General features: G+C 65.5%; 16 protein-coding genes and 2 pseudogenes. 14 read left to right on the top strand and 4 right to left on the bottom strand.

All coding sequences use genetic code 11. The features are described 5' to 3' along the window. The 3 genes and pseudogenes from QX051_RS04940 to hemA form a co-directional block, all read left to right on the top strand. A pseudogene (locus QX051_RS04940) lies at nucleotides 1-2,113 on the top strand (hypothetical protein); the annotation flags it as partial. 50 nt (nucleotides 2,114-2,163) lie between these two features. Beyond that, nucleotides 2,164-5,379, top strand: a complete 3,216-nt coding sequence (locus QX051_RS04935; RefSeq protein ID WP_315775282.1) for a hypothetical protein — start codon at nucleotides 2,164-2,166, stop codon at nucleotides 5,377-5,379. Nucleotides 5,380-5,399: 20 nt separating this feature from the next. Next, a complete protein-coding gene (gene hemA / locus QX051_RS04930; RefSeq protein WP_315775281.1) occupies nucleotides 5,400-6,677 on the top strand; it encodes a 5-aminolevulinate synthase in 1,278 nt (425 codons plus the stop codon). A gap of 202 nt (nucleotides 6,678-6,879) precedes the next feature. Here the strand turns inward: hemA and QX051_RS29450 are convergent. After that, a pseudogene (locus tag QX051_RS29450) lies at nucleotides 6,880-6,975 on the bottom strand (DUF296 domain-containing protein); the annotation flags it as partial. A 250-nt stretch (nucleotides 6,976-7,225) separates the two neighbouring features. On the opposite strand from QX051_RS29450, the gene QX051_RS04920 reads away from it, so the two are divergent. Then, entirely contained in the window at nucleotides 7,226-9,082 is a 1,857-nt protein-coding gene (locus QX051_RS04920; protein WP_315775279.1) for a tetratricopeptide repeat protein, read from the top strand. 12 nt (nucleotides 9,083-9,094) lie between these two features. Here QX051_RS04920 and QX051_RS04915 read toward each other — a convergent pair whose 3' ends face one another. The 3 genes from QX051_RS04915 to QX051_RS04905 are packed head-to-tail and all read right to left on the bottom strand — an operon-like array spanning nucleotide 9,095 to nucleotide 12,284. Then, nucleotides 9,095-10,129, bottom strand: coding sequence for a class II aldolase/adducin family protein (locus QX051_RS04915; protein WP_315775278.1), 1,035 nt, complete (start codon nucleotides 10,127-10,129; stop codon nucleotides 9,095-9,097). A 14-nt stretch (nucleotides 10,130-10,143) separates the two neighbouring features. Continuing rightward, on the bottom strand, nucleotides 10,144-11,013 hold the full coding sequence (locus tag QX051_RS04910) for a TIGR01459 family HAD-type hydrolase (protein ID WP_315775277.1): 870 nt from the start codon (nucleotides 11,011-11,013) through the stop codon (nucleotides 10,144-10,146). Further along, entirely contained in the window at nucleotides 11,010-12,284 is a 1,275-nt protein-coding gene (locus QX051_RS04905) for an FGGY-family carbohydrate kinase (protein WP_315775275.1), read from the bottom strand. Before QX051_RS04905 ends, QX051_RS04910 begins: the two co-directional genes overlap by 4 nt. Nucleotides 12,285-12,463: 179 nt before the next feature. Between QX051_RS04905 and QX051_RS04900 the strand changes: the two genes are divergently transcribed. From QX051_RS04900 to QX051_RS04855, 10 genes are all read left to right on the top strand, one after another. Next, nucleotides 12,464-13,453: a sugar-binding transcriptional regulator gene (locus QX051_RS04900; protein ID WP_315741306.1), complete on the top strand. Its 990-nt coding sequence runs from the start codon at nucleotides 12,464-12,466 to the stop codon at nucleotides 13,451-13,453. Between the two features lie 38 nt (nucleotides 13,454-13,491). Further along, nucleotides 13,492-14,931: an extracellular solute-binding protein gene (locus QX051_RS04895; protein ID WP_315775274.1), complete on the top strand. Its 1,440-nt coding sequence runs from the start codon at nucleotides 13,492-13,494 to the stop codon at nucleotides 14,929-14,931. 105 nt (nucleotides 14,932-15,036) lie between these two features. After that, nucleotides 15,037-15,963, top strand: coding sequence for a sugar ABC transporter permease (locus QX051_RS04890; RefSeq protein WP_315775273.1), 927 nt, complete (start codon nucleotides 15,037-15,039; stop codon nucleotides 15,961-15,963). 12 nt (nucleotides 15,964-15,975) lie between these two features. Further along, nucleotides 15,976-16,833, top strand: a complete 858-nt coding sequence (locus tag QX051_RS04885; RefSeq protein ID WP_315741294.1) for a carbohydrate ABC transporter permease — start codon at nucleotides 15,976-15,978, stop codon at nucleotides 16,831-16,833. Between the two features lie 6 nt (nucleotides 16,834-16,839). After that, nucleotides 16,840-17,943, top strand: coding sequence for an ABC transporter ATP-binding protein (locus QX051_RS04880; protein WP_315775271.1), 1,104 nt, complete (start codon nucleotides 16,840-16,842; stop codon nucleotides 17,941-17,943). A gap of 15 nt (nucleotides 17,944-17,958) precedes the next feature. Beyond that, on the top strand, nucleotides 17,959-19,068 hold the full coding sequence (locus QX051_RS04875) for an ABC transporter ATP-binding protein (RefSeq protein ID WP_315775316.1): 1,110 nt from the start codon (nucleotides 17,959-17,961) through the stop codon (nucleotides 19,066-19,068). 2 nt (nucleotides 19,069-19,070) lie between these two features. Beyond that, entirely contained in the window at nucleotides 19,071-20,651 is a 1,581-nt protein-coding gene (locus QX051_RS04870; protein ID WP_315775269.1) for an FGGY-family carbohydrate kinase, read from the top strand. Next, a complete protein-coding gene (locus QX051_RS04865; protein WP_315754442.1) occupies nucleotides 20,644-21,684 on the top strand; it encodes a 2-hydroxyacid dehydrogenase in 1,041 nt (346 codons plus the stop codon). The genes QX051_RS04870 and QX051_RS04865 overlap by 8 nt, the downstream gene beginning before the upstream one ends. 18 nt (nucleotides 21,685-21,702) lie before the next feature. Further along, nucleotides 21,703-22,449: a class II aldolase/adducin family protein gene (locus QX051_RS04860; RefSeq protein WP_315775267.1), complete on the top strand. Its 747-nt coding sequence runs from the start codon at nucleotides 21,703-21,705 to the stop codon at nucleotides 22,447-22,449. Continuing rightward, nucleotides 22,446-23,954, top strand: coding sequence for a glycerol-3-phosphate dehydrogenase (locus tag QX051_RS04855; protein ID WP_315775266.1), 1,509 nt, complete (start codon nucleotides 22,446-22,448; stop codon nucleotides 23,952-23,954). The genes QX051_RS04860 and QX051_RS04855 overlap by 4 nt, the downstream gene beginning before the upstream one ends. Nucleotides 23,955-24,091: the final 137 nt, after the last annotated feature.

Here is a 24,091-nt window from a genome sequence, read left to right as displayed (position 1 = left end):
CGTCGCCACCGGTGGCGCCGACTGCGTCAGCTGTCACGCCAAGGCGGCCTCGGGCGGCTTCACCAGCTGGGGCGGCGCGGCGTTCACCCACTCCGCGGCCAACACCAATTGCTCCGCCTGTCACAATGGCTCGAGCGCGAAGGGTTTGACCACGCCGCCGCACATTCCGGTGACCGGCGTCCAGTGCTCGAACTGCCACACCAACACCGCGGCAAGCTTCGCCACCTACACGATGAGCCATACCGCCGTGCATGCGACGCGCTGCGACAGCTGTCACAATGGCGCCTATCGCAGCCAGGGCCGCAGAGGCGCGCAGGGGCCGGATCACAGTGCCAAGTCACAGGATTGCGGCTGCTGCCACGTGCGCGCTGCCGCCAACTTCTCGACCTGGGACGACGACCCGCAGAAGCCGGCCGCGGGTTGTTCGACCACGGCCAGGTCGGTGGTCCCCGCTCAGGCGCCCGTCGCCAAGGCGGTGACGCCAGCCACGACCGCCAACCGGACGATGACGGCGGCCACGACTCCCGAGTCCGCATCGGGCACGAGCGCAGCGCCGGCCACGGCTGCGGCCGGCGCGGCTGCGAAGCCTGCCGCACCATCCAGTTCGACGCTCTTGTTCAGCAGCAAGCCGCTGGCGAATACAGCTGCGACGTCGGCGGCCGCGACGACCGATCCTCGAGCAGGGGCCCCGGCCGGTGCGCCTGCCGCCTCCAAACCCGACGGCGCGGCGAAAGCTGGTGACGCGGCGTCGGTGTCGCAGCCGCTGAGCACTCTCCCGCGGATGACATCCGCCCCTTCAGCGCCTGTGCCGAACGATCCGCGCAGCAAGCTCCTGCCTTCGATCGGTGCCGCCAATCCTGATGCAATGGAGTCGCAGAACGCAGGTCGGGTTCCATCGCTGCTGCCGACGGTCAATCCGAGGGCAGGGCTTGCCGGCTCGATCGCCACGGAGGCCGGCTCGAGATTCAACCACATGACGGCGCAGGGACCGTGCGCATCCTGCCACAACGGCATGAGTGCGCCTGGCAAGCCGTCGAAGCACATTGCGACTGCGGCGCCGTGCGAGACCTGCCACAAGAGCACGACGACGTTCAGCGGAGCCCGCTTCAGCCACACCGGGACGACAGCGGCCTGCGCGAGCTGTCACAACGGCATGGCCGCGACCGGCAAGCCGCAGAAGCACGTCGCGACCAATGCGCCGTGCGAGACCTGCCACAAGAGCACGACGACGTTCAGCGGAGCCCGCTTCAGCCACACCGGGACGACGGCGGCCTGCGCGAGCTGCCACAACGGCATGGCCGCGACCGGCAAGCCGCAGAAGCACGTCGCGACCAATGCGCCGTGCGAGACCTGCCACAAGAGCACGACGACATTCGGTGGAGCCCGCTTCAGTCACACCGGCACGATGGCGGCCTGCGCGAGCTGCCACAACGGCATGGCCGCAACCGGCAAGCCGCAGAAGCACGTTGCGACCAATGCGCCGTGCGAGACCTGCCACAAGAGCACGACGACATTCAGCGGAGCCCGTTTCAGCCACACCGGGACGATGGCGGCCTGCGCGACGTGCCACAACGGATCATCAGCCGGCGGCAAGCCGCCGCGCCACGTGGTCACCAGCGCGCCATGCGAAAGCTGCCACAAGAACACCGTGTCGTTCTCGGGCGCACGGATGGATCACACCAGCCTCACTGCGCCGTGCGCCAGCTGTCACAATGGCTCCAATGCCACCGGCAAATCGCCGAAGCACTTCGTGACCAACGTCCCCTGCGAGAGCTGCCATCGGACGGCCAGCTGGAGTTCGGTCAACTACCGGCACATGTCGGCAAGCTATCCGAACCATAGCGCCGCCATTGGCTGCACCGCCTGCCACAGCGGCAATTCGCAAGCCGTCGTGTTCAAGTTCGCGGCCTACAAGCCCGACTGCGCCGCCTGTCACGCGGGTGATTTCCGGCCGCAGCAGCATGCCAAGCTCGTGAAGCCGGCGCCGATGGACTACACCGTCGCCGAGCTCAAGGACTGCACCGGCGCGTGTCACATCTATGCTGACAAGTCGCAGACCGCCATCATCACCCGTCGCCAGCGGCAGCACCGGGTCAATGGAGGCGGCTGGTGATGAGCTGCCGCTTCAGTCAAGCAGCAGCAGCGAGGTCGACCCGATGGGCGATGACTCTGCTGTCCGGCCTGCTCGCAATCCTGCTCGACGGAGCCTTCGGCGTCGCACCGGCGCAGCCGGTCATCGATCAGTTCGTTGCCAGTGCAAACGCCACGACGATCGGCAACTGCAGCCTGCTGCGCGTCAACTTTCATGCTCGCGTGCGCTACACTGGGCATTTTCCGCTGGATAAGGGCAGCCAGCTCAGCGTCTCGCTACAATTGGTCGATCGGGACGCCGTCATCACGCGGCGGCTGGTCAGACGAGAGGGCGTGCGGGTCGACAATGCCCAGGGCTCCGGCATCCAGGACGTCTATCTGACGCTCGATCAGAACAGAGGACCGATCCTCGTCGCTCAGTTTGCTGGCGAGTTCACCTATCAGATCGTGCAATCCGGCAGCTTCGAGCAGGTCACGATCGTGATTGCCCGGAAGGGCCCGGTGTCGGCGTGCAAGGTGAAGGCCCTGGTGCCGAGCGTAGCCGCTCCGGATGCGCCGAAACCGGTTGCGATCCCCGGTGCGGCGGCGTCGGTCCGCAACGACAATCGCACGATGCAGCAGGCGTCCGCGGCGGACATCCGGTTTGCGGAGGCCTCGATGGACGAGGCGCGCGCATCGATCAAGAAAGGCAATTTCAACGCCGCGATCGACCTTCTGAAGAAGGTGCTGAAACTCCCTGAGACCGGCTCGAGCGCAGAGGCGCAGGAGCTGCTCGGCGTCGCGCGCCAGAAGGCCGGGCAGACCGCTGCAGCCCAGGCCGAATTTGAGGACTATCTGCGCCGTTATCCGAACGGCGAGGGCGCTGAGCGGGTGAGGCAGCGGCTCGCTGCGCTTCTGACCGCAACCAGCAGCGCGCCGGCACGGCCGCGCGACATGTCTCCGGCCAACTCCGATGGCGGAGACATGGGGGCAGGGATGCCAACCAAGTCGGCAGGGCCGAACGGCGATACGCGCTGGTCGATGTCGGGCAGCCTCTCGACCACCTTCATCACCAATGACAGCACCAGCGCCGTCAAGGACAGGGCCATCGCGCCGAACCCGAATGCAGATCCCGATGCCCACCGGGTGCACCAGAACACGCTGCTGACCAATTTCGACTTCCTGGGCACCGCGGACAACGATCGCATCAGGACCAAGTTCAAGCTGGCGTTCACCCACGAGCGCCAATTCGATACGGGCAATGACAAGTATGGCGTCTCGACCGCGCAAGTCGATTACACGCTGAAGGAAGCCGACGTGACCTTGCGTGTCGGACGGCAATCCCGCAACACCGGCGGCGTGATCGGCCGTTTCGACGGCGCGGTGCTGAGTTGGCAGAAGAGCCCCGGGCTGCGCTTGAACGTGCTCGCGGGCTCGCCGAACTGGAGCCGTTTCGACGCACCGTTCAAGGATGGCAAGACGCTCTATGGGGCAAGCATCGATTTTGGCAAGATCCTCGGCGGGCTCGAGACCACCGTCTACCTGATCACGCAATACGACCGCAACATCGTCGACCGCCAGGCCATCGGCGCGGAATTCCGCTATTTCGACACCAACAAGTCGCTGCTCGGCCTGATCGACTACGACACGCATTTCCGCGCGCTCAATGCCGCCGTGTTCTCGGGAACGTATACGTTCGAGGACAAGTCGGTCATCAACGCCTCGTTCGATTACCGAAGAGTTCCATTTCTCTCGACCTGGAATGCGTTGCAGGGGCAGCCGTTCCTCACGCTCTACGACATGATGAAGTTCAATACCGCAGGCGAGATCAGGCAGCTCGCGATCGACCGCACGCCGACATTCCAGTCGGCGATGGTCAGCTATTCGCGGCCCCTGAACGAGACCTGGCAGGTCGCCGCCGATGCCACGGTGACCAATCTGACCGGCACGCTGCCGTCCGGCGGCGTCGACGGCACGCCGGCGAGCGGTCTCGAATATTATCTGTCGGCTCAGTTGACCGGGAACAGCATCATCAAGCCGGGCGATCTGTTCATGGGCGCGCTACGCTACGCGAGCCTGGCGGACTCGAAGTTCTATGTGCTGGATCTTGCCTCGCGCTACCCGATCACGCCCGATCTCGCCATCAGCCCGCGGCTGCGGATGGGCTATAGGTCCGGCACCCGGACCGACTTGAAGGAGTACACGATCCTGCCGTCGCTGCTGGTCAGCTATCTCTGGTCGAAGGAGATCAGCTTGGAAACAGAGATTGGCTACCGGTTCGTCGACAGCACGCTGGCCAACGTCAAGACGACGACAAAGGACCTGTTCGCGACGGTCACGTTGCGGCGCGATTTCAACGCCGACGGTGTCACGAAGTGCAACGCCTCGATCGTCAGCTGCGCCTGGGCCAGGCCTGCAGCGTTGCAAGGCGGCCAAGGCGCGGGCTCGGGCGATATGCCGCTGCGGTCGCGCGCGTCGATCCTGCCGTCCTATATGCTGGAGACCGGAGTGCGCTACTGGTTCAGCTCGGGGCAGAATCGCTACCGCTATTTCGCCGATCAGGCAGCGACGCTTCAGGTCTCCCGGCTCGCTTATGGCGGCATGACCGGGCACAGCGGCGAGATGTTCTTCAGGGTTGATGCGCTCGACGGCCCGTTCACCAACATGTTTCTGAAGGGCTATTTCGGGGCGGGCAAGATCAGCTCGGGCACTCTCGTCGATGAGGACTTTGCTCCTTTCGTCAATCCGTCATCCAAGACCGTCAGCAGCGTGGGCGGGCGGCTGCAATACGCAAATCTCGATGTCGGTTTCAATCTGCTGGAGACGGAGCGTTTCCGGCTTGGTGCCTTCGTCGGCTATCAATATTGGACAGAAACGGTCGACGCGCGGGGCTGCACCCAGGTAGGTGGCAATCCGACGATCTGCAGTCCGGCTCTTGGGGCAGGCGTCAAGGTGGTGACCGAGCAGGATCGCTGGCATAGCGGACGGGCCGGTGTCTCACTCGACACGCGGCTGTCTGACCGGCTGAGCTGGCAGGCGGAGGCCGCTTATGTCTGGACTTCGCAGAATGCGATCGACACGCACTATTTCACGTTCGGGCGCGATCCTGCCTCAGGACAAGGATCCGGATTCCAGGCCGAGACCGTGCTGAACTACCAGTTGACCGACAATTTCCGCATCGGCATCGGCGGACGCTGGTGGCATCTCAGCACCAATGCGGTCGATTCCTTCAATCAGGTCCTGAGATATACGACGGAGCGCTATGGCGTCTTCCTGCAGGGCTCCTACCAGTTCAATCGGGCAAAATAGTCGGCAGGAATCGTCCAATCATGAACTACCAGATGCGGCCGTTGAGCCTCCTCCCTGAATATGACGCGATGTTCCGCGGTGCGTTGGATCGACTGCATCAGGAACGGCGCTATCGTGTCTTTGCGGATCTTGAACGCCAGGCGGGGCGCTATCCCTATGCGATCTGGCATTCGGGGGAGGGCAAGCGTGAGGTTGTGATCTGGTGCTCGAACGATTATCTGGGCATGAGCCAGCACCCGAAGGTCATGGGAGCCATGATCGATGCCGTATCGCGCATGGGCACAGGAGCCGGGGGCACCCGTAACATCGCGGGAACGAACCATCCGCTCGTCGCGCTCGAGCAGGAGCTGGCTGATCTCCACGGCAAGGAAGCCGCGCTGGTGTTTACCTCCGGCTACGTTTCCAACGAGGCGGGGATATCGACGATCGCCAAGCTGCTGCCTGGGTGTTTGCTGCTTTCCGACGCGTTGAACCACAACTCCATGATCGAGGGTGTTCGCAAGGCGGGTGCTGAGAAGCAGATCTGGCAGCACAATGATCCGGAGCATCTTGAACGGCTGCTGCGGGCGGCAGATCCCGAAAGGCCAAAGCTCATCGTATGCGAGAGCCTCTACTCGATGGACGGGGATATCGCGCCTCTGCATCGAATTTGCGACTTGGCCGAGCGCTACGGCGCACTGACCTATGTCGACGAGGTGCATGCGGTCGGGATGTATGGCCCGCGCGGCGGCGGCATAGCTGAGCGCGACGGGGTCATGGAAAGGATCGACATTGTTGAGGGCACGCTCGCAAAGGCCTATGGCTGTCTCGGCGGCTATCTTGCGGCTGGGACGAACCTGATCGATGCGGTGCGCTCCTACGCCCCCGGCTTCATCTTCACGACAGCATTGCCGCCTCCGGTCTGCGCAGCCGCGACCGCTGCAATCCGGCATCTGAAAGCCTCGACAGCGGAGCGCGTCCGGCATCAGGCTCGTGCAGCGCGGCTGAAGTCCGTCCTGACGGCAGCAGACCTGCCGGTGATGCCGAGCGAGAGCCATATCGTGCCGGTGCATGTCGGCGATCCCGAGAAGTGCAGGGCGGCTTCGGACCTGCTGATGTCGGAGCATGGCATCTATATCCAGCCGATCAATTACCCCACTGTCCCGCGAGGAATGGAACGCCTGCGTCTTACACCTACGCCCTATCACGACGACGCGCTCATGGACCAACTGGTCCATGCGATGATGAAGGTGTGGGACAAACTTCATCTCTGTTACCGCCGGGAGAGCGGCTTCACACGTGGGCATGAAGCGCCATAGCGCTGCCGGCGAAAGATTGGATCAGAAATCGGCACGTCCGGCCGGTGTGCGGAAAGGCGGTCGTGCTTCAGCTACTAAACGAACACACGTGTTCTCCCGCTCCGAGCGCACCATTCAACCTCTCCTCCTTTCCAGTCTGTTTGCGGATGACCGTGTCCGGCGACGAGCCCGAGCTGTCCGACGGCCCATGCCAGGCATCCGGCCGGATCAGCGCCAGGCCCGATTCCGGATCGTGAAACTTGCGCAGATGCGCCGGCGTTTCGGTGATGATGATCTCGAGGGTCGGCAGATGGCCCGACCTCATATCGGCGGAACCACCGAAGACGTCCTCATCCTTGTCCTGCAGGCCGTTTTGATCGTGCTCGCAATGGTTGCAATGAGTTTGACTTCCACGAAGCGTGTCATCGGATCGTTGTCTTCCGCGCTCTTATGCTACGAAATGCAGGCAGAATCGGAGCGGTCCTCACCACAGCCGGAGATAGAATTGCGACTGTCAGCCTGAATGAGAATCAATTACGCTGAAATCGTAACCGGGACGAATTGCAGCAATGAACCGTCGCGAGCGCCGAGCTTCGCCCACCAAAGTGAAGCTCCAACCTGCCAAGCCCGATGGTGCCGCGAACTTCTATGACGCTGCCTTGCGTGACGTCGCCAATGGCCGACATGCGGACGCCGAGCGGTGTTGTCATATGGCGCTTGCGATCGATGGAGGGCATGCGCCGACCCTCAACTTGCTAGGGATCCTTGCACTGCAGGCACAGCAGTATGAAGCTGCACTGCGGTGGGTATCCCGCGCGATCCAGCAGGATGTTCAGCCGCAGTACTTCCTGAGTCTTGGCACGGTGCTACAGGTCCAGGGACGCTCGGATGAGGTGATGAAGGTCGTCGAGAAGGCGAGGGTGCTCGGTCTCGAAAGCGCCGATCTGTGGATGCTGAGGGGCAATGCCCTTGTCAGCCTGCAGCAGCTCGCCGACGCTGTGTTGAGCTTCCAACGTGTGCTGGAACTGAATGCGAGGCATTGGGACGCGGCAAACCAGTGCGGCATCGCGCTTCAACGGTTGGGGCGGATCGACGAAGCGCTCGCCTATCTCGATCTGAGCGACGCCTTGCGGCCCAACCATGTACCGACGTTGTTGATGCGTGGTGCACTTCTGAATGGCCTGAAGCGCTTCGACGAGGCCCTTGCCATCTGTCGGCGAGCCCACGAGATCGAGCCCGGCAACTCTGACATCTGCGTCAAGACGGGCATTGTCCTGCGGACGATGCGCCGAGACGAAGAAGCGTTGCGATGGTTCGAGCGGGCGCTGGCTTTGCAACCTGGCTCCAGGGATGCGCTGCACGACAAGGCCTCTGTGCTGACGAAGCTGCGTCGATTCGACGAAGCGTTCGAGGTCTACAGGCAGTTGAAGCGTGCCGACCCGAGAGACACGCTGGCCGATCTTGGGACGGCACATTTGAACCTGTTGCTGGGGGATCTCGACGCGGGCTGGTCTGGTCGGGAGGCCCGTTGGAGCCTGCCGAGCTCTTATCCGCGCTTCCAGCAACCCATGTGGCTGGGCCAGGACGGCATCGCTGGAAAAACCATTGTCATCGCAGCCGACGAAGGACTGGGCGATACGATCCAGTTTGTCCGTTACGTGCCGATGGTCCTGGCGCTAGGCGCCTGCGTCATCCTCGCCGTTCAAAAGCCGTTGCTACCTCTGTTGTCGAATGTGCCGGGCATTTCGCAGTGCATTCCGGTCTCGGAGGCCGCCGACCTTGCGGGAGTGGATATCCATTGTCCGATCATGAGCCTGCCGTTTGCCTTTCGGACGACACTGGCCGCGATTCCAGCGCCGGTGTCGTATTTGCCGGCGCCTGATCCGGATCGGATTCAAATCTGGCAAGAGCGCCTTGGTGCGCCTGAGAAATTGCGTGTCGGCCTGGTCTGGTCAGGCAACCCCAATCATCTCGACGACCACAATCGCTCCATCCCATTGCGCATGTTTTCCCGCCTGCTCGGCGAGGACGCGGCGTTCATCAGCCTGCAGAAAGAGCCGAAGGCCGAAGACAAAGCCGTGCTCCAGGAGACGAGCCGGATTGCGGACCTGACGGGTCAACTTGCCGATTTCGCGGACACGGCCGCGCTGATCTCATGTCTGGATCTCGTGATCACCGTCGATACCAGTGTCGCTCATCTCGCCGGCGCGCTCGGCCGTCCCACCTGGACGCTTCTGTCGTATACGCCGGACTATCGCTGGCTGCTCGATCGTGACGATAGCGTCTGGTACCCGAGCATGCGTCTGTTCCGTCAGCGCGAAGGGCGCGACTGGGGCGAAGTCATTGATCGGGTCGGAGATGCTCTTCACAAGCTGATTGTGGCGAGGGCGCCGTCCCTGCCGGTGTCGAGCGAGGAGATCGCGTGATCTGCCGCCGTTTCACTTCGACGACTGGCGGCTTGCCGTCAGCTGCTGTCGGTAACGTTCGGCGTCCCAGTTGAGCAGCAACTGCTCGTGCTGAGACGAGAGATAGCCGATATCGGCCGACAGCGGCAGGCGGCTGGTCACGAGCGCGAGGCAGCTCAGCATGGCCTCGGCGCCCGGGCTGGCGTCGCTGCGGATGATGGCGCCGAGACCCGGCGCGAGGACCGCGACGGGCGCGGGCAGGCGGCTCGCGTCCGCCCGTGCGAGCAGCGTGGCGAGGCCGCCGGCGCTCTCGATCGTCGGCAGGCCCGGGCCGAGAAACACGACGTGGTCCGGATACAATGAGCCGCCGGTTGCGATGGCGCGGTTGAACGGATCGGTGGCGATGCCGTGGCTACCAGCGTCGTGCGGCAGGCGATAGTCGGCGCCGGCGCACAGGCGGCGCAAGGCCGCGGCGTCGGCGGCGGGCGCCGGGCGCACCGGCAGCGCCAGCCGGCGCTCGACGTCATGGACCAGCGCCTCAGCCTGATCGCAGCTTTCGGCACCGACGACGAGGCCGTGATTGCCGAGGATCAGCACGTCGATGCGCTCGCGCGCGACGATTGCACTCACCGCGTGCGCCAGCGGCAGCCCGGGATGAAAGTAGTCGAGATGGCGCCAGGAGAGCCCGAACAGTCGCGCCGAAAATTCATCGCGTGCGTCGCGCCGTGCCGCCCAGGCGATGGTGTTGACGGCATGCACGTGCAGCACGACCCGGTGCGGCAGCAGCGCATGCAGCGCAGTCTCGATCGAGGCGCGTAGCGGGCCGGGGGCTGCCAGCGGAATGCGCTCATCGTCAGCGGCGAGCGCGTCGCGCGCTGCAGGCAGGAGGACAGGCACGAAGATGTCCTTCGCGTCGGCGTCGGCAAGCCAGGTGCCGGACGCCTTCACCCACAGCACATCATCCTGCTTGAGCGAGGAGTTGCCGCCGGCGCCTTGCACCAGCTCCACGTTGCGGCCGACCCGCGCCGACATCCGGCGCAAATCATCAAGCTCGGCAGGCTCGCGCATCTCGCGTCTCCTTCTCACCACACCAGGTGCTGCATCGTCCAATTCGGCATGCGGCCTGGCGAAGCCGCGAGCTTGCGCGTCGCGGCAGCCAGGTCGGGCGCACCGGCCAGCGTCGTGCGATGCACGCCATCGCCGAGCAGCAGGCTCTGCAGGCCTGCGGCGCGGGCGCCGGCGACGTCATGGTCGAGCGAGTCGCCGATCATCAGCACGCGATGCGGATGCGGATGGCCGAGCTGCTCCAGCGCAGCCGCGAAGATCGGCGCATGCGGCTTGCCGACGAAGCTCACCGGGCCGCCGAGCCACTCATAGGCGCGCGCCAGCGTGCCGGGCGCAGGCACGAGGCCGCTCGTGCCGAACATCATCAGGTCGGGATTGGCGCAGATCATCGGCAAGCCTCGCGCCGCCGCTCCGGTGAATTGATCGCGCCAGAGGTCCGGCTCGGCGAGGTCGTCATCAAGGCCGCCGAGCAGGATGAAATCGGCGTCGTGCACATCCGTCACGATGACGAGATCCAGCCCGTCGATCAACGAGCGGTCGCCGCCCCTGGTGATCAGGAAGCAGGCATTGCCACGATCGGTGAAGGGCGCGCGGGTGCGGTCGCGCAGGCCGGTCCAGGTCACCTCGCCCGAGGTGAGAATGCCGTCATAGGTCGAGCGCGGCAGGCCGAGCCGGGCGAGGCGCTCGGCATTGGCGCTCGCGCGCTTGCCGGAGTTCGACAGCACCAGGATATGCTTGCCGGCCTCGCGCAGCCGCAGGACGCAGTCATGCGCAGCGGGAAGCACCGTCCTTCCGTCATGCAACGTGCCCCATTGGTCGAGCAGCACGTGATCGAACCGGTCGGCGATGGCGGACAGGCCGCTGATCTCGCACGCCGCCGCCGTCATCGCGGCGGTCCCTGCAGCGCCAGCAGCGCCGTGCCGTAGCTCGCTTCGGTCTGCGCGGCGACGCTGACGGGCACGCCGACGATGCGCCGGCGGATATCGGTCCAGGCTTCGTTCCGGGCACCGCCGCCGATGCTGATCACCCGCCGCAGCGCCGGCGCGCCGAGCGCGTGCAGGCGCTGATAGGCCAGCGATTCTACGCCAGCAATTCCTTCGAGCAGCGCCTGGAAGAAGCGATGATCCTCGGCCGGCCGTGGCGTGATCCGCGGCGCCAGCGCGGGATCTGCGATCGGAAAGCGTTCGCCGGGTTTTTGCAGCGGATAGTAGTCGAGCCCGGTGGGCTCGTCCGGGCGCAGTAGCGGTGTCATGCGATCCATGGCGTCGGTGGTGAAATGCGCAAGCAGCGCGGCGCCGCCGGAATTCGATGCGCCACCGGCGAGCCATTTGTCGCCGAGGCGGTGCGAGTACACGCCCTGATCGGCGGCGAAAATCGGCTGCGTCGCGACCAGCTTCACCACCAGCGTGGTGCCGAGCGAGGTCACCGCATCGCCCGGCGTATCGGCGCCGGTGGCGATGAAGGCGGCGACGCCGTCGGTCGTGCCGGCGACGATGCGCGTCGATGGGGACAGACCGAGCGACCGCGCGATGGCTGGATCGATGTCGGCGAATGGCGTGCCCGGCACCAGAATGCTGGGCAGCACGTCGCGTGGAACGCCGAGCTGATCGATCCACTGCGGCCATTCGCGCCTGACAGGGTCATAGCCGAGCTTCAGGGCGTTGTTCTCATCGCTGACGCCGTGACGGCCGGCGAGGCGTCCGGCGATCCAGTCGGCCTGGTGCACGGCATGCCGCGCGCCGCTCGTGGAGGCGAGCAGATGCAGCAGCTTGGCGAGCGGGCTGCTCGTGCCATGCGCACCGCTCTCGGGCGGTGCGACGGCTGCGATGCGCCTGGCCTCGTCGACGGCGCGGGCATCATTGTACATCAGGCCGAGCGAGCGGGGCCGCCCGTCGGCGTCGATCAGCAGCAAGGTGCCGGAGGTGCCGTCGACCGCGATGTGCGCGACGGCGCCGAGATCGACGATCCTGCCGAGCTTGTCGAGCGCCGCGACCGTCGCCTGCCACCACAGCTCGGGATCCTGGTCGATGGCGTTGCCGTCCTGACGCGGCACGACCAGCGGAACGGCGGCTGCGCCCTTGATCTCGCCGCTGATATCGACGGCGCAGGCGCGCACACCGCTCGTGCCCACGTCGATGCCGACAAACAACTCCGTCATGCGACCTCATCCCGTTGTGCGCCGGCGAGCATGCCTGTGCTCGCCCGGCGCGTCGTCCCTGACGCGCTGCAGCACGTTTGGGGGATTGACGGCCGGATCGGCGTCTGCAATTTTTTGCAAGGAGTGAAGAATTTTGCAAGCAGGCATTCGGCGTGACGACAGCTTCCGACAGGGCGCCCATGGTGGACGGCGAGGCCTCGCTCGCAACGCGCGCCGCGTGGCTGTATTTCGCGGCCGGGCTGACGCAGTCGGAGGTCGCCGACCGGCTCAACATCCAGAGCACCAAGGCGCATCGCCTGATCGCGCGCGCCAGCCGCGAGGGCATGATCCGCGTCTTCGTCGAGGGCCCCGTCGCCGAATGCGTCGCGCTGGAGAACGCGCTGGCCGAGCGCTACGGGCTCGCCTTCTGCCGCGTCGCGCCGGATCTCGGCGAGGGCGATCTGCCGCTGAAGGCGCTGGCGCTGGAGGGCGCCAGCTTCCTGCGCCAGGTGCTGGAGCGCGGCGACGACAAGATCATCGGTGTCGGCCATGGCCGCACGCTTGCGGCGGTGGTGGCGCAGCTGCCGCAGACCCCGGCGCGCGACGTGCAGTTCGTGTCTTTGCTCGGCGGCCTCACGCGCAAATTCGCCGCCAACCCGTTCGACGTGATCCATCGTCTCGCCGAGCGCACTGGTGCCGAAGCCTATCTGCTGCCGGTGCCCGTGTTCGCCAATTCGGTCGCGGACCGCCGCGTGCTGATGCAGCAGTTCGGCATTGCCGACGTGTTCGCGCTGGCGCAGCGGGCGTCGCTGCTGTTCGTCGGCATCGGCCAGATCCATGCCGACGGCTTCCTGGTGTCGAGCGGCATGATCAAGCCGGACGAGGTCGTCGAGCTGAAGCGCGCCGGCGCCTGCGCCGACCTGCTCGGGCATTTCTTCAACGCCCAGGGCGAGCTGCTCGATCTCGATCTTTCGGCGCGCGCCACCTCGATGGCCGCTGCCGATCTGAAGAAACACCGCATCGTCGCCATCGGCGGCGGCGAGGCAAAGATCACGGCCCTGCGCGCGGTGCTGCGCAGCGGCTTCCTGAACGGTCTCATCATCGATGAGGTAACCGCTCAGGCACTCGCTACCGACAAGCCGGAGAAAACATCCGGCCACGCCAAGAACAAGAGTCGGAAGGGCAGGTAACGCGAACACGTCTCTACAAAAAACAAAGGGAGGGTTGAATGTACGATCGTGAGAAGAATCTCTTTGCGTCCTATGCCGGCAAGCGCATCAGCCGGCGTGATCTGCTCGACGGCGCTGCCAAGCTCGGCATCGCCGGTGTCGCCGCCAATGCCGCCTTTGCCTCGGCGATGTCGAGGGCGATGGCCGCGGATTTCAACTGGAAGGCCCATAGCGGCAAGACCGTCAAGCTGCTCCTCAACAAGCATCCCTATGTCGATGCGATGATCGGCGACATCGAGGCGTTCAAGAGCCTGACCGGCATGAACGTCAGCTACGACATCTTCCCGGAGGACGTCTATTTCGACAAGGTGACGGCGGCGCTGTCGTCGAAATCCGATCAATACGACGCCTTCATGACCGGCGCCTACATGACCTGGACCTATGGTCCGGCCGGCTGGATCGAGGACCTCAACACCTACATCAAGGATCCCGCCAAGACCAATCCGGCGTTCGCCTGGGACGACGTGCTGCCCGGCCTGCGCTCCTCGACCGCCTGGGACGGCGTGGCCGGCTCCGAGCTCGGCTCGGGCAAGGCCAAGCAATGGTGCATCCCGTGGGGCTACGAGCTCAACAACATCACTTATAACCGCAACATCTTCGACAAGGTCGGCGTCAAGCCGCCGAAGAATCTCGATGAGCTGCTCGACGTCGCGGCCAAGATCACCAAGGATGCCGGCGGCCCCTATGGTGTCGGCGTGCGCGGCTCGCGCTCCTGGGCCACCATCCATCCCGGCTTCCTGTCGGCCTACGCGAATTTCGGCCAGAAGGACTTCGTGATGGAGGGCGGCAAGCTCAAGGCCGCGATGAACACCAAGGCGTCGAAGGATTTCCACGAGAAGTGGGTCAAGATGATCCAGGGCTCCGGTCCGAAGAACTGGTCGACCTACACCTGGTACCAAGTCGGCACCGATCTCGGCGCCGGCGCTTCCGGCATGATCTTCGACGCCGACATTCTCGGCTACTTCATGAACGGCGGCGAGAACAAGGAGCGTGGCAATCTCGGCTATGCGCCGTTCGCGGCCAATCCGACCGCCAAGGCGCCGACGCCGAACGTCTGGATCTGGTCGCTGGCGATGTCGAGCTTCTCCAAGCAGAAGGATGCGGCGTGGACCTTCATGCAGTGGGCGGCTTCCGTCGAGCACGACCTGTTCGGCGCCCGCAAGATGGACTTCGTCAATCCGGTCCGCACCTCGGTGTGGAAGGACAGCGAGTTCCGCGACCGCATCGCCAAGTCCTATCCTGGCTATCTCGAGCAGCATGACCTCTCGGCGCCGGGGGCGAAGATCTACTTCACAGCGCAGCCGCTGTTCTTCGATCTCACGACGGAGTGGGCAGCCTCGCTGCAGAAGATGGTGGCCAAGGAGATCAGCGTCGATGAAGGCCTCGACAAGCTTGCCGAGAGCATCAACCGTCAGCTGAAGCAGGCCGGTCTCGGCTGAGGCCGGGTGCTGCACCGTCCATGACCACCTGCCGGTCCGGCCGCTCCCCCACGGGCGTCCGGACCGGCCCATCCCCGCGCTGATGCGATCACGCTTGTCATGAGCATGGCTGAACTTATCGAGACCCAAGCAGTGCCGCGCCGCACGAAACGCTGGCGCGGGCGATTGCTGCCATACCTGTTGAGCCTGCCAGCCCTGCTGGTCTGCATCGCCATCCTGGTGCCGTTCGTCACCGCGGCCGTCTATTCGCTGCAGCGCTACCGGCTCAATCTGCCATATCTGCGCGGCTTCATCGGCATCGACAACTACATCGATTTCCTGTCCGATCCGGCGTTCTGGAACACGCTGCGGATCTCGCTCGTCTACACCGCGGTAACAGTCGTCGCCGAGCTGCTGCTCGGCCTCGGCATCGCGCTGCTGCTGCGGCGGCCGACGCGCTTCCACAACGCGGTCTCGGTCGTGCTGCTGCTGCCGCTGATGACGGCGCCGGCGATCGCCGCCTTGATGTGGAAGCTGATGACCAATCCGAGCTTCGGCATCCTGTCCTATCTGGTCGGCCTGTTCGGCGCGCATGACTTCAAATGGGCCTCCGATCCGTCGACCGCGCTGTTCACGGTCGTCCTGGTCGACGTCTGGGTCTACACGCCCTTCATCATGATCCTGCTCTTGGCCGGTCTGCGCTCGCTGCCGCGTCAGCCGTTCGAGGCGGCCGCACTCGACGGTGTGCCGGCGAGTTTCGTGTTCTTCCGCATCACGCTGCCGATGCTTGCGCCCTATATCATCACGGCGTCGCTGTTCCGGCTGCTCGATTCCATCCAGCAGTTCGACATCGTCTATGCGATGACGCAAGGCGGCCCCGGCGACCGGCTGATGGTGTTCCAGGTCCAGGCCTATCTCGAGTTCTTCCAGTACACCAATGTCGGGCGCTCGGCGGCGCTTTTGATGATCCTGTGGCTGATCACCAACGTCCTGTCGAACATCTTCATCAAGAACTGGCTGCGGCTGCGCGCACGCGCCCACGGTCACGCCTGAGGGAGGGACGTCATGGATCACTCCAGCCTGGCTGGACGCATCTTTCGCGGCATTGCGCTCGCGCTGGTGCTCGTGTTCTTCATGTTTCCGATTGTCTGGATCCTCCTGATGTCGTTCCAGACCAACGAGCAGATCCTGCGGATCCCGCCGCGCATCCTGTTCGAGCCGACATTCGCCAATTACGAGGCGCTGATCTCGGGCCAGTTGCGCACCGCGGCCGGCAATCTGCAGATCTCGTTCATGCGCAACCTGATGAACAGCTTCGTGCTGTCGAGCGCCTCGGTGATCCTGGCCTTGCTGCTCGGCGTGCCCGCGGCCTATGCGTTCGCGCGCTTCAAGTTCAGGCTCGGCGAGACCATTGCGTTCACGCTTCTCTCGTTCCGCTTTGCGCCCCCGCTGCTGGTGCTGCTGCCGCTGTCGCTGTACTACCAGCAGCTCGGCCTGAACGACACGTATTTCGGCATTGTCTGGGTCTACCAGCTGATCGCGCTGCCGTTGATCCTGTGGATCGTGCGCGGCTATTTCGAGGACATCAGCCCGGATATCGAGCATGCCTACCGGCTCGCCGGCCATTCCTGGCGCGAGGCGTTCACACGCATCGCGGTGCCGCTGGCAGGGCCGGGGATCGCAGCGGCGGGGCTGTTGTCCTTCATTTTCTGCTGGAACAATTTCGTCTTCGCGCTGATCCTGGCCTCGGCCGACAAGCAGCCGGTGACGGTGGGCGCGCTCGCCTTCGTGACGGCGTCCGGCATCCAGTACGGCCAGATCGCCGCCGCGATCGTGCTGTCGGTTACGCCGACATTGCTGCTGGCGCTCTACGCGCAGCGTTATCTCGTCGAAGGACTGTCGCTCGGTGCGGTCAAGGGTTGAGGATACATGGCGCGTCTCGAACTGAAAGCCGTCGACAAGACCTTTGGCGCCGCTTGCTGCGCGAAAGGCGTGTCGCTGACGGTCGAGCCCGGCGAGATCGTCGCAGTGTTCGGTCCGTCCGGCAGCGGCAAGACCGTGCTGCTGCGCATGATCGCCGGCATGTTCGAGCCTGACGATGGCGACATCCTGGTCGGCGGGCGCTCGATCGTCGATGCCCCGCCGGAGCAGCGCGGCATCGGCATGGCCTTCCAGAATTTTGCGCTGTTTCCGCATATGAGCGCGCGCGACAATATCGCCAGCGGCCTGCGCGCGACGGGGGCGGCCGACACCGCCGCGAAAGTGACGGCGATGAGCCGGCTGTTGAAGATCGAGCACGTGCTCGGCCACAAGCCTCGTGAACTGTCCAACGGCCAGAAGCAGCGCACCGCGCTGGCGCGCGCGCTGATCGGCAGCCCCGAGGTGCTGCTGCTCGACGATCCCCTGCGCAATGTCGATGCCAAGCTGCGTTACGAGATGCGCCTCGATCTGCCGAGCCTGCTGCGCCGCAGCTCGGCGGCGGTGCTCTATGTCACGCAGGACTATCGCGAGGCGATGGCAATCGCCGATCGGATCGCGGTGCTGATCAATGGCCGTCTGATGCAGGTGGCGCGTCCCGAGGAAATCTACGCGCGGCCCGCCTCGGTCGCGGTGGCGCGGCTGTTCGGCGATCCCAGCATCAACCTTGCCGAGGTCACGCCGGTGGCGGAGCAGGGCCGACTGACCGCATCTGTCGCCGGGGCGCTGATCCGGCTCGATGCGGACGGTTTGCCGACCAATATGCGCGAGCGCTGCTGGCTTGGCGTCCGGCCGGACGATGTCGTGGTGACGCGTGATGGCGGCGAGGGTGCGATCCCGGCGCGGATCGTCGCGGTCACGCCGATCCACGAGCGCGCCGTGGTGCTGCTGCGCTTCGCCGACGGATCCGAGTGGCTGGCTGCGCTGGCGCCGGAGGCGCTGGAGGCGGATACCGACGAGGACGTGTTCGTGCGGTTCGCGCCCGATGCGGTGCTGTTGTTCGACCACGCGACGGGAGACCGCATTGGCCTCTCGCCGCGGCGGCAGGCGGCGTGAGGACCTGACATGGGCATGCTCGAAATCCGCAACGTCGACAAGGTCTATCACAGCCGGGGCAAGCCGCCGGTCCATGCCGTGCGCGCGCTCGATATGGAGGTGAAAGCAGGCGAGATCGTTGCGCTGCTCGGCTCTTCCGGCTGCGGCAAGACCTCGACTTTGCGCATGATCGCCGGGTTCGAGAGCGTCAGCTCGGGATCGATCGCGCTGGCGCAGCGGCCGATCCATGAGCTGGCGCCGGCGAAGCGCAAGGTGGCGATGGCGTTCGAAGGCTATTCGCTGTATCCGCCGCTCACCGTGCGCGAGAACATCGGCTTCGCGCTGAAGGCGCAGCAGCTCTCGCGCGCCGAGATCGCGCATCGGGTCGATAGCATCGCCCGCCTGGTCGAGATCGAGGATATCCTCGACAGCCATCCGCGCGCGCTTTCCGGCGGGCAGCAGCAGCGCGTCTCGCTGGCGCGCGCGTTGGTGCGCGACGCCGACCTCTATCTGCTGGACGAGCCGATGGGGCAGTTGGAGCCGCAGCTCCGCGCCGTGGTGCGCGGCCGCATCAAGGGCCTGCTCGCCGAACGTGGCATGACGGCGATCTTCGTCACCCATGACCAGACCGAGGCGAGCGCACTCGCCGATCGCATCGCTGTCATGGAAGACGGCGTGCTGCAGCAGTTCGCCAGCGAGCGCGAGCTGAAGAACCGTCCGGCCAATCAGTTCGTCGCGAGCTTCATCGGCGAGCCGCCGATGAACCTGCTGGAGAGCGCGGTGACACAGGAGGAAGGCGGCTTCCGCCTGTCCGTGGGCTCCGATGTTGCCTTTCACATTTCCGGGCAGACGTTGGACGTGACGGGACAACAGGCGCTGGTGCAGGCCGATCGGATCAAGGTCGGCATCCGGCCGCAGCGGATCGCGATCGGCAGCGGTGAAACGCGGCTGCGCGTCGTCTCCAACCAGTGGCTCGGCGATCAGTCGCACATTGCGGGCGAGTGCGCCGGTCATCTGCTGGTCGCCGTGACATCGAGCAGGGTCGTGGCGCGGCCGGGCGACGTCGTGCCCTGCGCGCTGGAGTCACGCCATCTCCACGTTTTCGGCGCCGACGGCGTCTGCGTCCGCCACGCGGAGGGGCGTTGAATATGACCTCCGGAGCGATTCGCGACGTGATCATCGGCATCGACGCCGGGACGTCGGTGATCAAGGCGGTGGCCTTTTCGCGGGATGGCCGCCAGCTCGGGGATTTCGCGATTCCCAACAGCTACACCACCTTGCCGGGCGGCCGAGTCGAGCAGGACATGGAGCGGACCTGGACCGACACCGTTGCGGCCTTGCGCGGCCTCAGCGGCGCGCTGCCGAATCTGGCTCACCGGGTCGCCGCGATCGCTGTGACCGGGCAGGGCGATGGCACCTGGCTGATCGATGCGGATGGCCATCCCGTCGCGCCCGCGCTGCTGTGGCTCGACTCGCGTGCGGCAGGTTTCGTTGAAGCCTTCCGCGGCGGCGAGCGCAATGTCGCGCACTATCAGCGCACCGGATCGGGGCTCAACGCCTGCCAGCAGGGGGCGCAACTGGCCTGGCTGCAGGCTCATGACGAAGAGTTGCTGGGACGCGCGGGCACGGCGTTCCACTGCAAGGACTGGCTCTACTTCAAGCTGACCGGCGAGCGGGTCACCGATCCCTCCGAGGCGACGTTCTCCTGCGGTGATTTTCGCAAGCGCGGCTTCGACGGCGATGCCGCGCGTCTCATCGGCATCGCCGATGCCGCGCGCCTGTTTCCAGATGTCGTCGACGGTGTCGCGACGACGCATGGCTTGACGGCAACGGCTGCGGCCGAGACGGGCTTGCCCGAGGGCGTGCCGGTGTCGCTCGGCTATGTCGACGTGATCTGCAATGCGCTCGGCGGTGGGCTGTATGACCCCACGCCGGAGGTCGGCTGCACCATCATCGGCTCGACCGGCATGCACATGCGGCTGGTGAACGGCGCCGATGCAGTCAGGCTGAATGCCGAGGCGACCGGTTATACGATGCCGTTCCCGGTGCCGGGCCACTATGCGCAGATGCAGTCGACCATGGCCGCAACCTTGAACATCGACTGGCTGCTCGATGTCGCGCGCGGGGTGCTCGCCATGGAAGGCATCGCGCGGTCGCGCAACGATCTGATCCGGCGGCTGGACGAGCGCGTGCTTGCGGCGAAATCGGGTGAGCTGCTGTATCATCCGTTCATTTCCGACGCCGGCGAACGCGGCCCTTTCGTGTCCCATGAAGCTTCTGCGCAACTGATCGGCCTGCGCATCCGTCACGGCTACTGGGATCTGATGCGTGCCGTGATGGAGGGACTGGCCTTCGCCGCACGTGACTGCTACGCGGCGATGGGACCGCTGCCGACCGAAATTCGCCTGACGGGGGGTGCGGCGCGCAGCCGCGCGCTCGGCGCGATTCTTGGCGCGGCACTCGGCAGCACGATTCGAGTCTGCCGTCGCGAGGAGGCCGGCGCGTCGGGGGCGGCGATGATCGCCGCGGTCGCGACCGGGCTCTACTCGGACATGATGATCTGCGCGGAGGAGTGGGTGAGACCGTATCTGGATGAGCCGCAAGCGCCGGATGCGGCGCTGGCGGAACGCTATGCGCAGCTGTTCCCGGCCTATGTCGAGGCCCGCCTCGCGGCGCGGCCGGTCTGGAAGCAGCTCGCCGCACAACGCGCAGGTGCCGATCATGTCTAGCTCCATCGCCATCATCGGCGACCGCTTCATGCTGCCGTCGGTGTTCGCCGAGCGCATCACCGCCGTCTGCGGTGATGGCATCGACATCCGCATGCTCGAGCAGCCCTGGCCGGATGAGCCGATGGAGCACGGCTATGCCGGCTCCAAGCTCGACGGGCTGAAGGAGTTCATGGGCGACCCCGAAGAACTGGCGGACTTCATCGGCGAGGCGTCCCTGCTGGTGACGCATCTGGCTCCGATCTCGCGGGCGATGCTGCAGCGGTTGCCGAGCCTGAAATTCATCGCCGTGTCGCGCGGCGGCCCCGTCAACGTCGACATGCAGGCCGCGCGCGATCACGGCGTGTTGGTCGTCAATACGCCCGGCCGCAACGCGAGCGCGGTGGCCGAATTCACCATCGGCGCGATGCTCGCCGAGACCCGGTTGATCCGTAGCGGCCACGAGTCGATGCGGGGCGGGCAATGGCGCGGCGATCTCTACCGCGCCGATCGCACGGGACGCGAACTCGGCGAAATGACGGTCGGCATCGTCGGCTATGGCGCGATCGGCACCCGCGTGGTCAAGCTCTTGAAGGCGTTCGGCTGCAAGATCCTGGTGACCGACCCCTACGTCCAGCTCAGCGCTGAGGACCGCAACGACGGCGTCGAGCACGTCGCGCTCGCCGACCTCTTGGCGCGCGCCGACGTCGTCAGCCTGCATGCCCGCGTGACGCCGGAAACCACCGGCTTCATCGATCGCGATGCGCTGGCCCGGATCAAGCCCGGCGCGATCCTGATCAACACGGCGCGCGGGCCGCTGGTCGACTATCACGCGCTCCATGACGCGCTCAGCTCGCAGCGACTGGCCGGTGCGATGCTCGATACGTTCGCCGTCGAGCCGGCGCCGCCGGACTGGCCGCTGTTGCAGCTTCCCAACGTCACGCTGACGCCGCACATCGCCGGCGCGTCCGTGCGCACCGTCACCTTTGCCGCCGACCAGGCGGCCGAAGAGGTTCGCCGCTATCTCGCCGGCGAGCCGCCGCTCAATCCCTGCTGACGACGAAAGGTTTTCAACATGAATCGCGAGGAACGGCTGATCCGCGAGAACATCATCGCCAAATGCCGATGGATGAATGCGTCGGGCTTGAACCAGGGCACCTCGGGCAACATCTCCGCCCGCTACAAGGACCGCATGCTGATCACGCCCTCGGCGACGCCCTATGACTCGATGAAGCCGGAGATGATCGCCTCGATGCCGCTCGAGGGTGAATACGGATCTTGGGAAGGGCCGCTGAAGCCTTCGACGGAATGGCGCTTTCATCTCGACATCATGCGCGGCCGTCCGGATGTCGGCGGCGTCGTTCACACGCATTCCACCTATGCCACCGTGCTCGCCATCGCGCGCAAGCCGATCCCGGCCTGCCACTACATGATGGCGGCGTTCGGCGGCACCGACATCCGCTGCGCCGGCTATGCGCGGTTCGGCACGGCCGAATTGTCCGAGCTTGCGCTGGAGGCGCTGGAAGGCCGCAACGGCTGCCTGCTGGCCAATCACGGCATGATCGCGGTCGGCGCCAATCTCGACAAGGCGATGTGGCTTGCGGTCGAGCTCGAGACCATCGCCCGGCAATATTATCTGTCGCTCGCGCTCGGCCAGCCGCACATCCTGGGCGACGCCGAGATCGCCGAGACGGCGCAGGGGTTTTCGACCTACGGGCTGCAGGAGCCGAAGGCGAAAGCGGCAAAGCCGGCCAAGGCTGCGACGAAGGCGCGTGCTGCTGCGCGCAGCAAGCCAGAGAAGAAGCGCAGCAGCAAGCGATGAATGCGACGGTCTCACGCAGCGGAACCGATCACGGTCTGTTGGACCTCGCCGTGATCGGCGGCGGCATCAATGGCGCTGGTATCGCCCGTGATGCCGCCGGCCGCGGCCTGAAGGTGCTGTTGTGCGAGAAGGACGATTTCGCCGAGGGCACCTCGTCGCGATCGGGCAAGCTGATTCATGGCGGCTTGCGCTATCTGGAGTACTACGAATTCCGCCTGGTGCGCGAGGCCCTGATCGAGCGCGAGGTGCTGCTGGCCTCGGCGCCGCACATCATCTGGCCGATGCGCTTCGTGCTGCCGCACTCGCCGGAGCAGCGTCCCGCCTGGCTGGTGCGCGCCGGGCTGTTCCTCTACGACCATCTCGGCGGCCGCAAGCAGCTGCCAGCGAGCCGCAACGTCGATCTCGCGCATGAGCCGGAGGGCGCGCCGCTGCGCCCCGAATTCCGGCGCGGCTTCGAATATTCGGACTGCTGGGTCGACGATGCCAGGCTGGTGATCCTCAATCTCGTCGATGCCGCACGCAAGGGCGCGACGATCCTGCCGCGCACCCGCGCCGTGAGCGCACGGCGAGAGAATGGCGTCTGGCGGCTGGAGATGCGCTCCGAGAGCGGCGAGCTGCAGACCGTCAGCGCGCGGGCGCTGGTCAACGCCGCAGGTCCCTGGGTGCAGGATGTGGTGCAGGGCGTCGCCGGGCTCAACTCGGCGCACAATGTGCGGCTCGTGAAAGGCAGCCATCTCGTGGTGCCAAAATTCTGGAGCGGATCGCAGGCCTATCTGCTGCAGAACACAGATCGCCGCGTCATTTTCGTCAATCCTTATGAGACCGATCTGGCGCTTATCGGGACCACCGACATCGTGCATGACGGCCGCGCGGAAGACGTTGCGATCGACGGTGCCGAAGTCGACTATCTGCTCGCCGTGCTCGACCGCTATTTCCGGGCTGCGCCCGGCAAGGGGGATATCATTCACGCCTTCTCGGGGGTGCGGCCGCTCTATGACGACAACGCCGACAATCCGTCGGCGGTGACGCGCGACTACGCGTTCGAGGTACATGGTGCACCCGGGCAGCCGCCGCTGCTGTCGATCTTCGGCGGCAAGATCACGACGTTTCGCCGGCTTGCCGAACAAGCGATGGAGCGCCTCGCGCCATGGTTTCCGCAGCTGGCGTCGGCATGGACGGCGGGCGCGCGCCTTCCGGGCGGCGATCTCGGTGCGCCGTTCGATCAGTTCCTTGCTGATCTCGCCAGCGAGTATCCGGGATTGCCGCCGGCGGTGCTGGCACATTGTGCGCGGCTCTACGGCACCCGGGCGCGCGACCTGCTCGGAGCATCCCGCAACGTCGGCGATCTCGGCCGCCATTTCGGTTCCTCCTTTTATGAGCGCGAGCTCGTTTTTCTGCGCGAGCAGGAGTGGGCCGTCACGGCCGCCGACGTCCTCGACCGGCGCACCAAGCATGGCTTGCATCTGAGCCGTGCCGAGCGCGAGGCGTTCGAGCATCAGCTCTGATCGCGTCTTGACGCCTCGAGCCCTTCCGCGACCGCCGCAGCGCTTGGCGGGTGCCGATGACACGCCCCGGCAAACCGTGCTATCGAGCGCCCGCCATATGGATCGCGACGCGCCTGGAGACGCGGAATTCGGCACAA

The sequence above is a fragment of the Bradyrhizobium sp. SZCCHNR1053 genome, assembly GCF_032381235.1.
GTDB lineage: Bacteria > Pseudomonadota > Alphaproteobacteria > Rhizobiales > Xanthobacteraceae > Bradyrhizobium.
The sequence above is the reverse complement of the archived record's forward strand: the minus strand, read 5'-3'. Positions and strand labels throughout refer to the sequence as shown.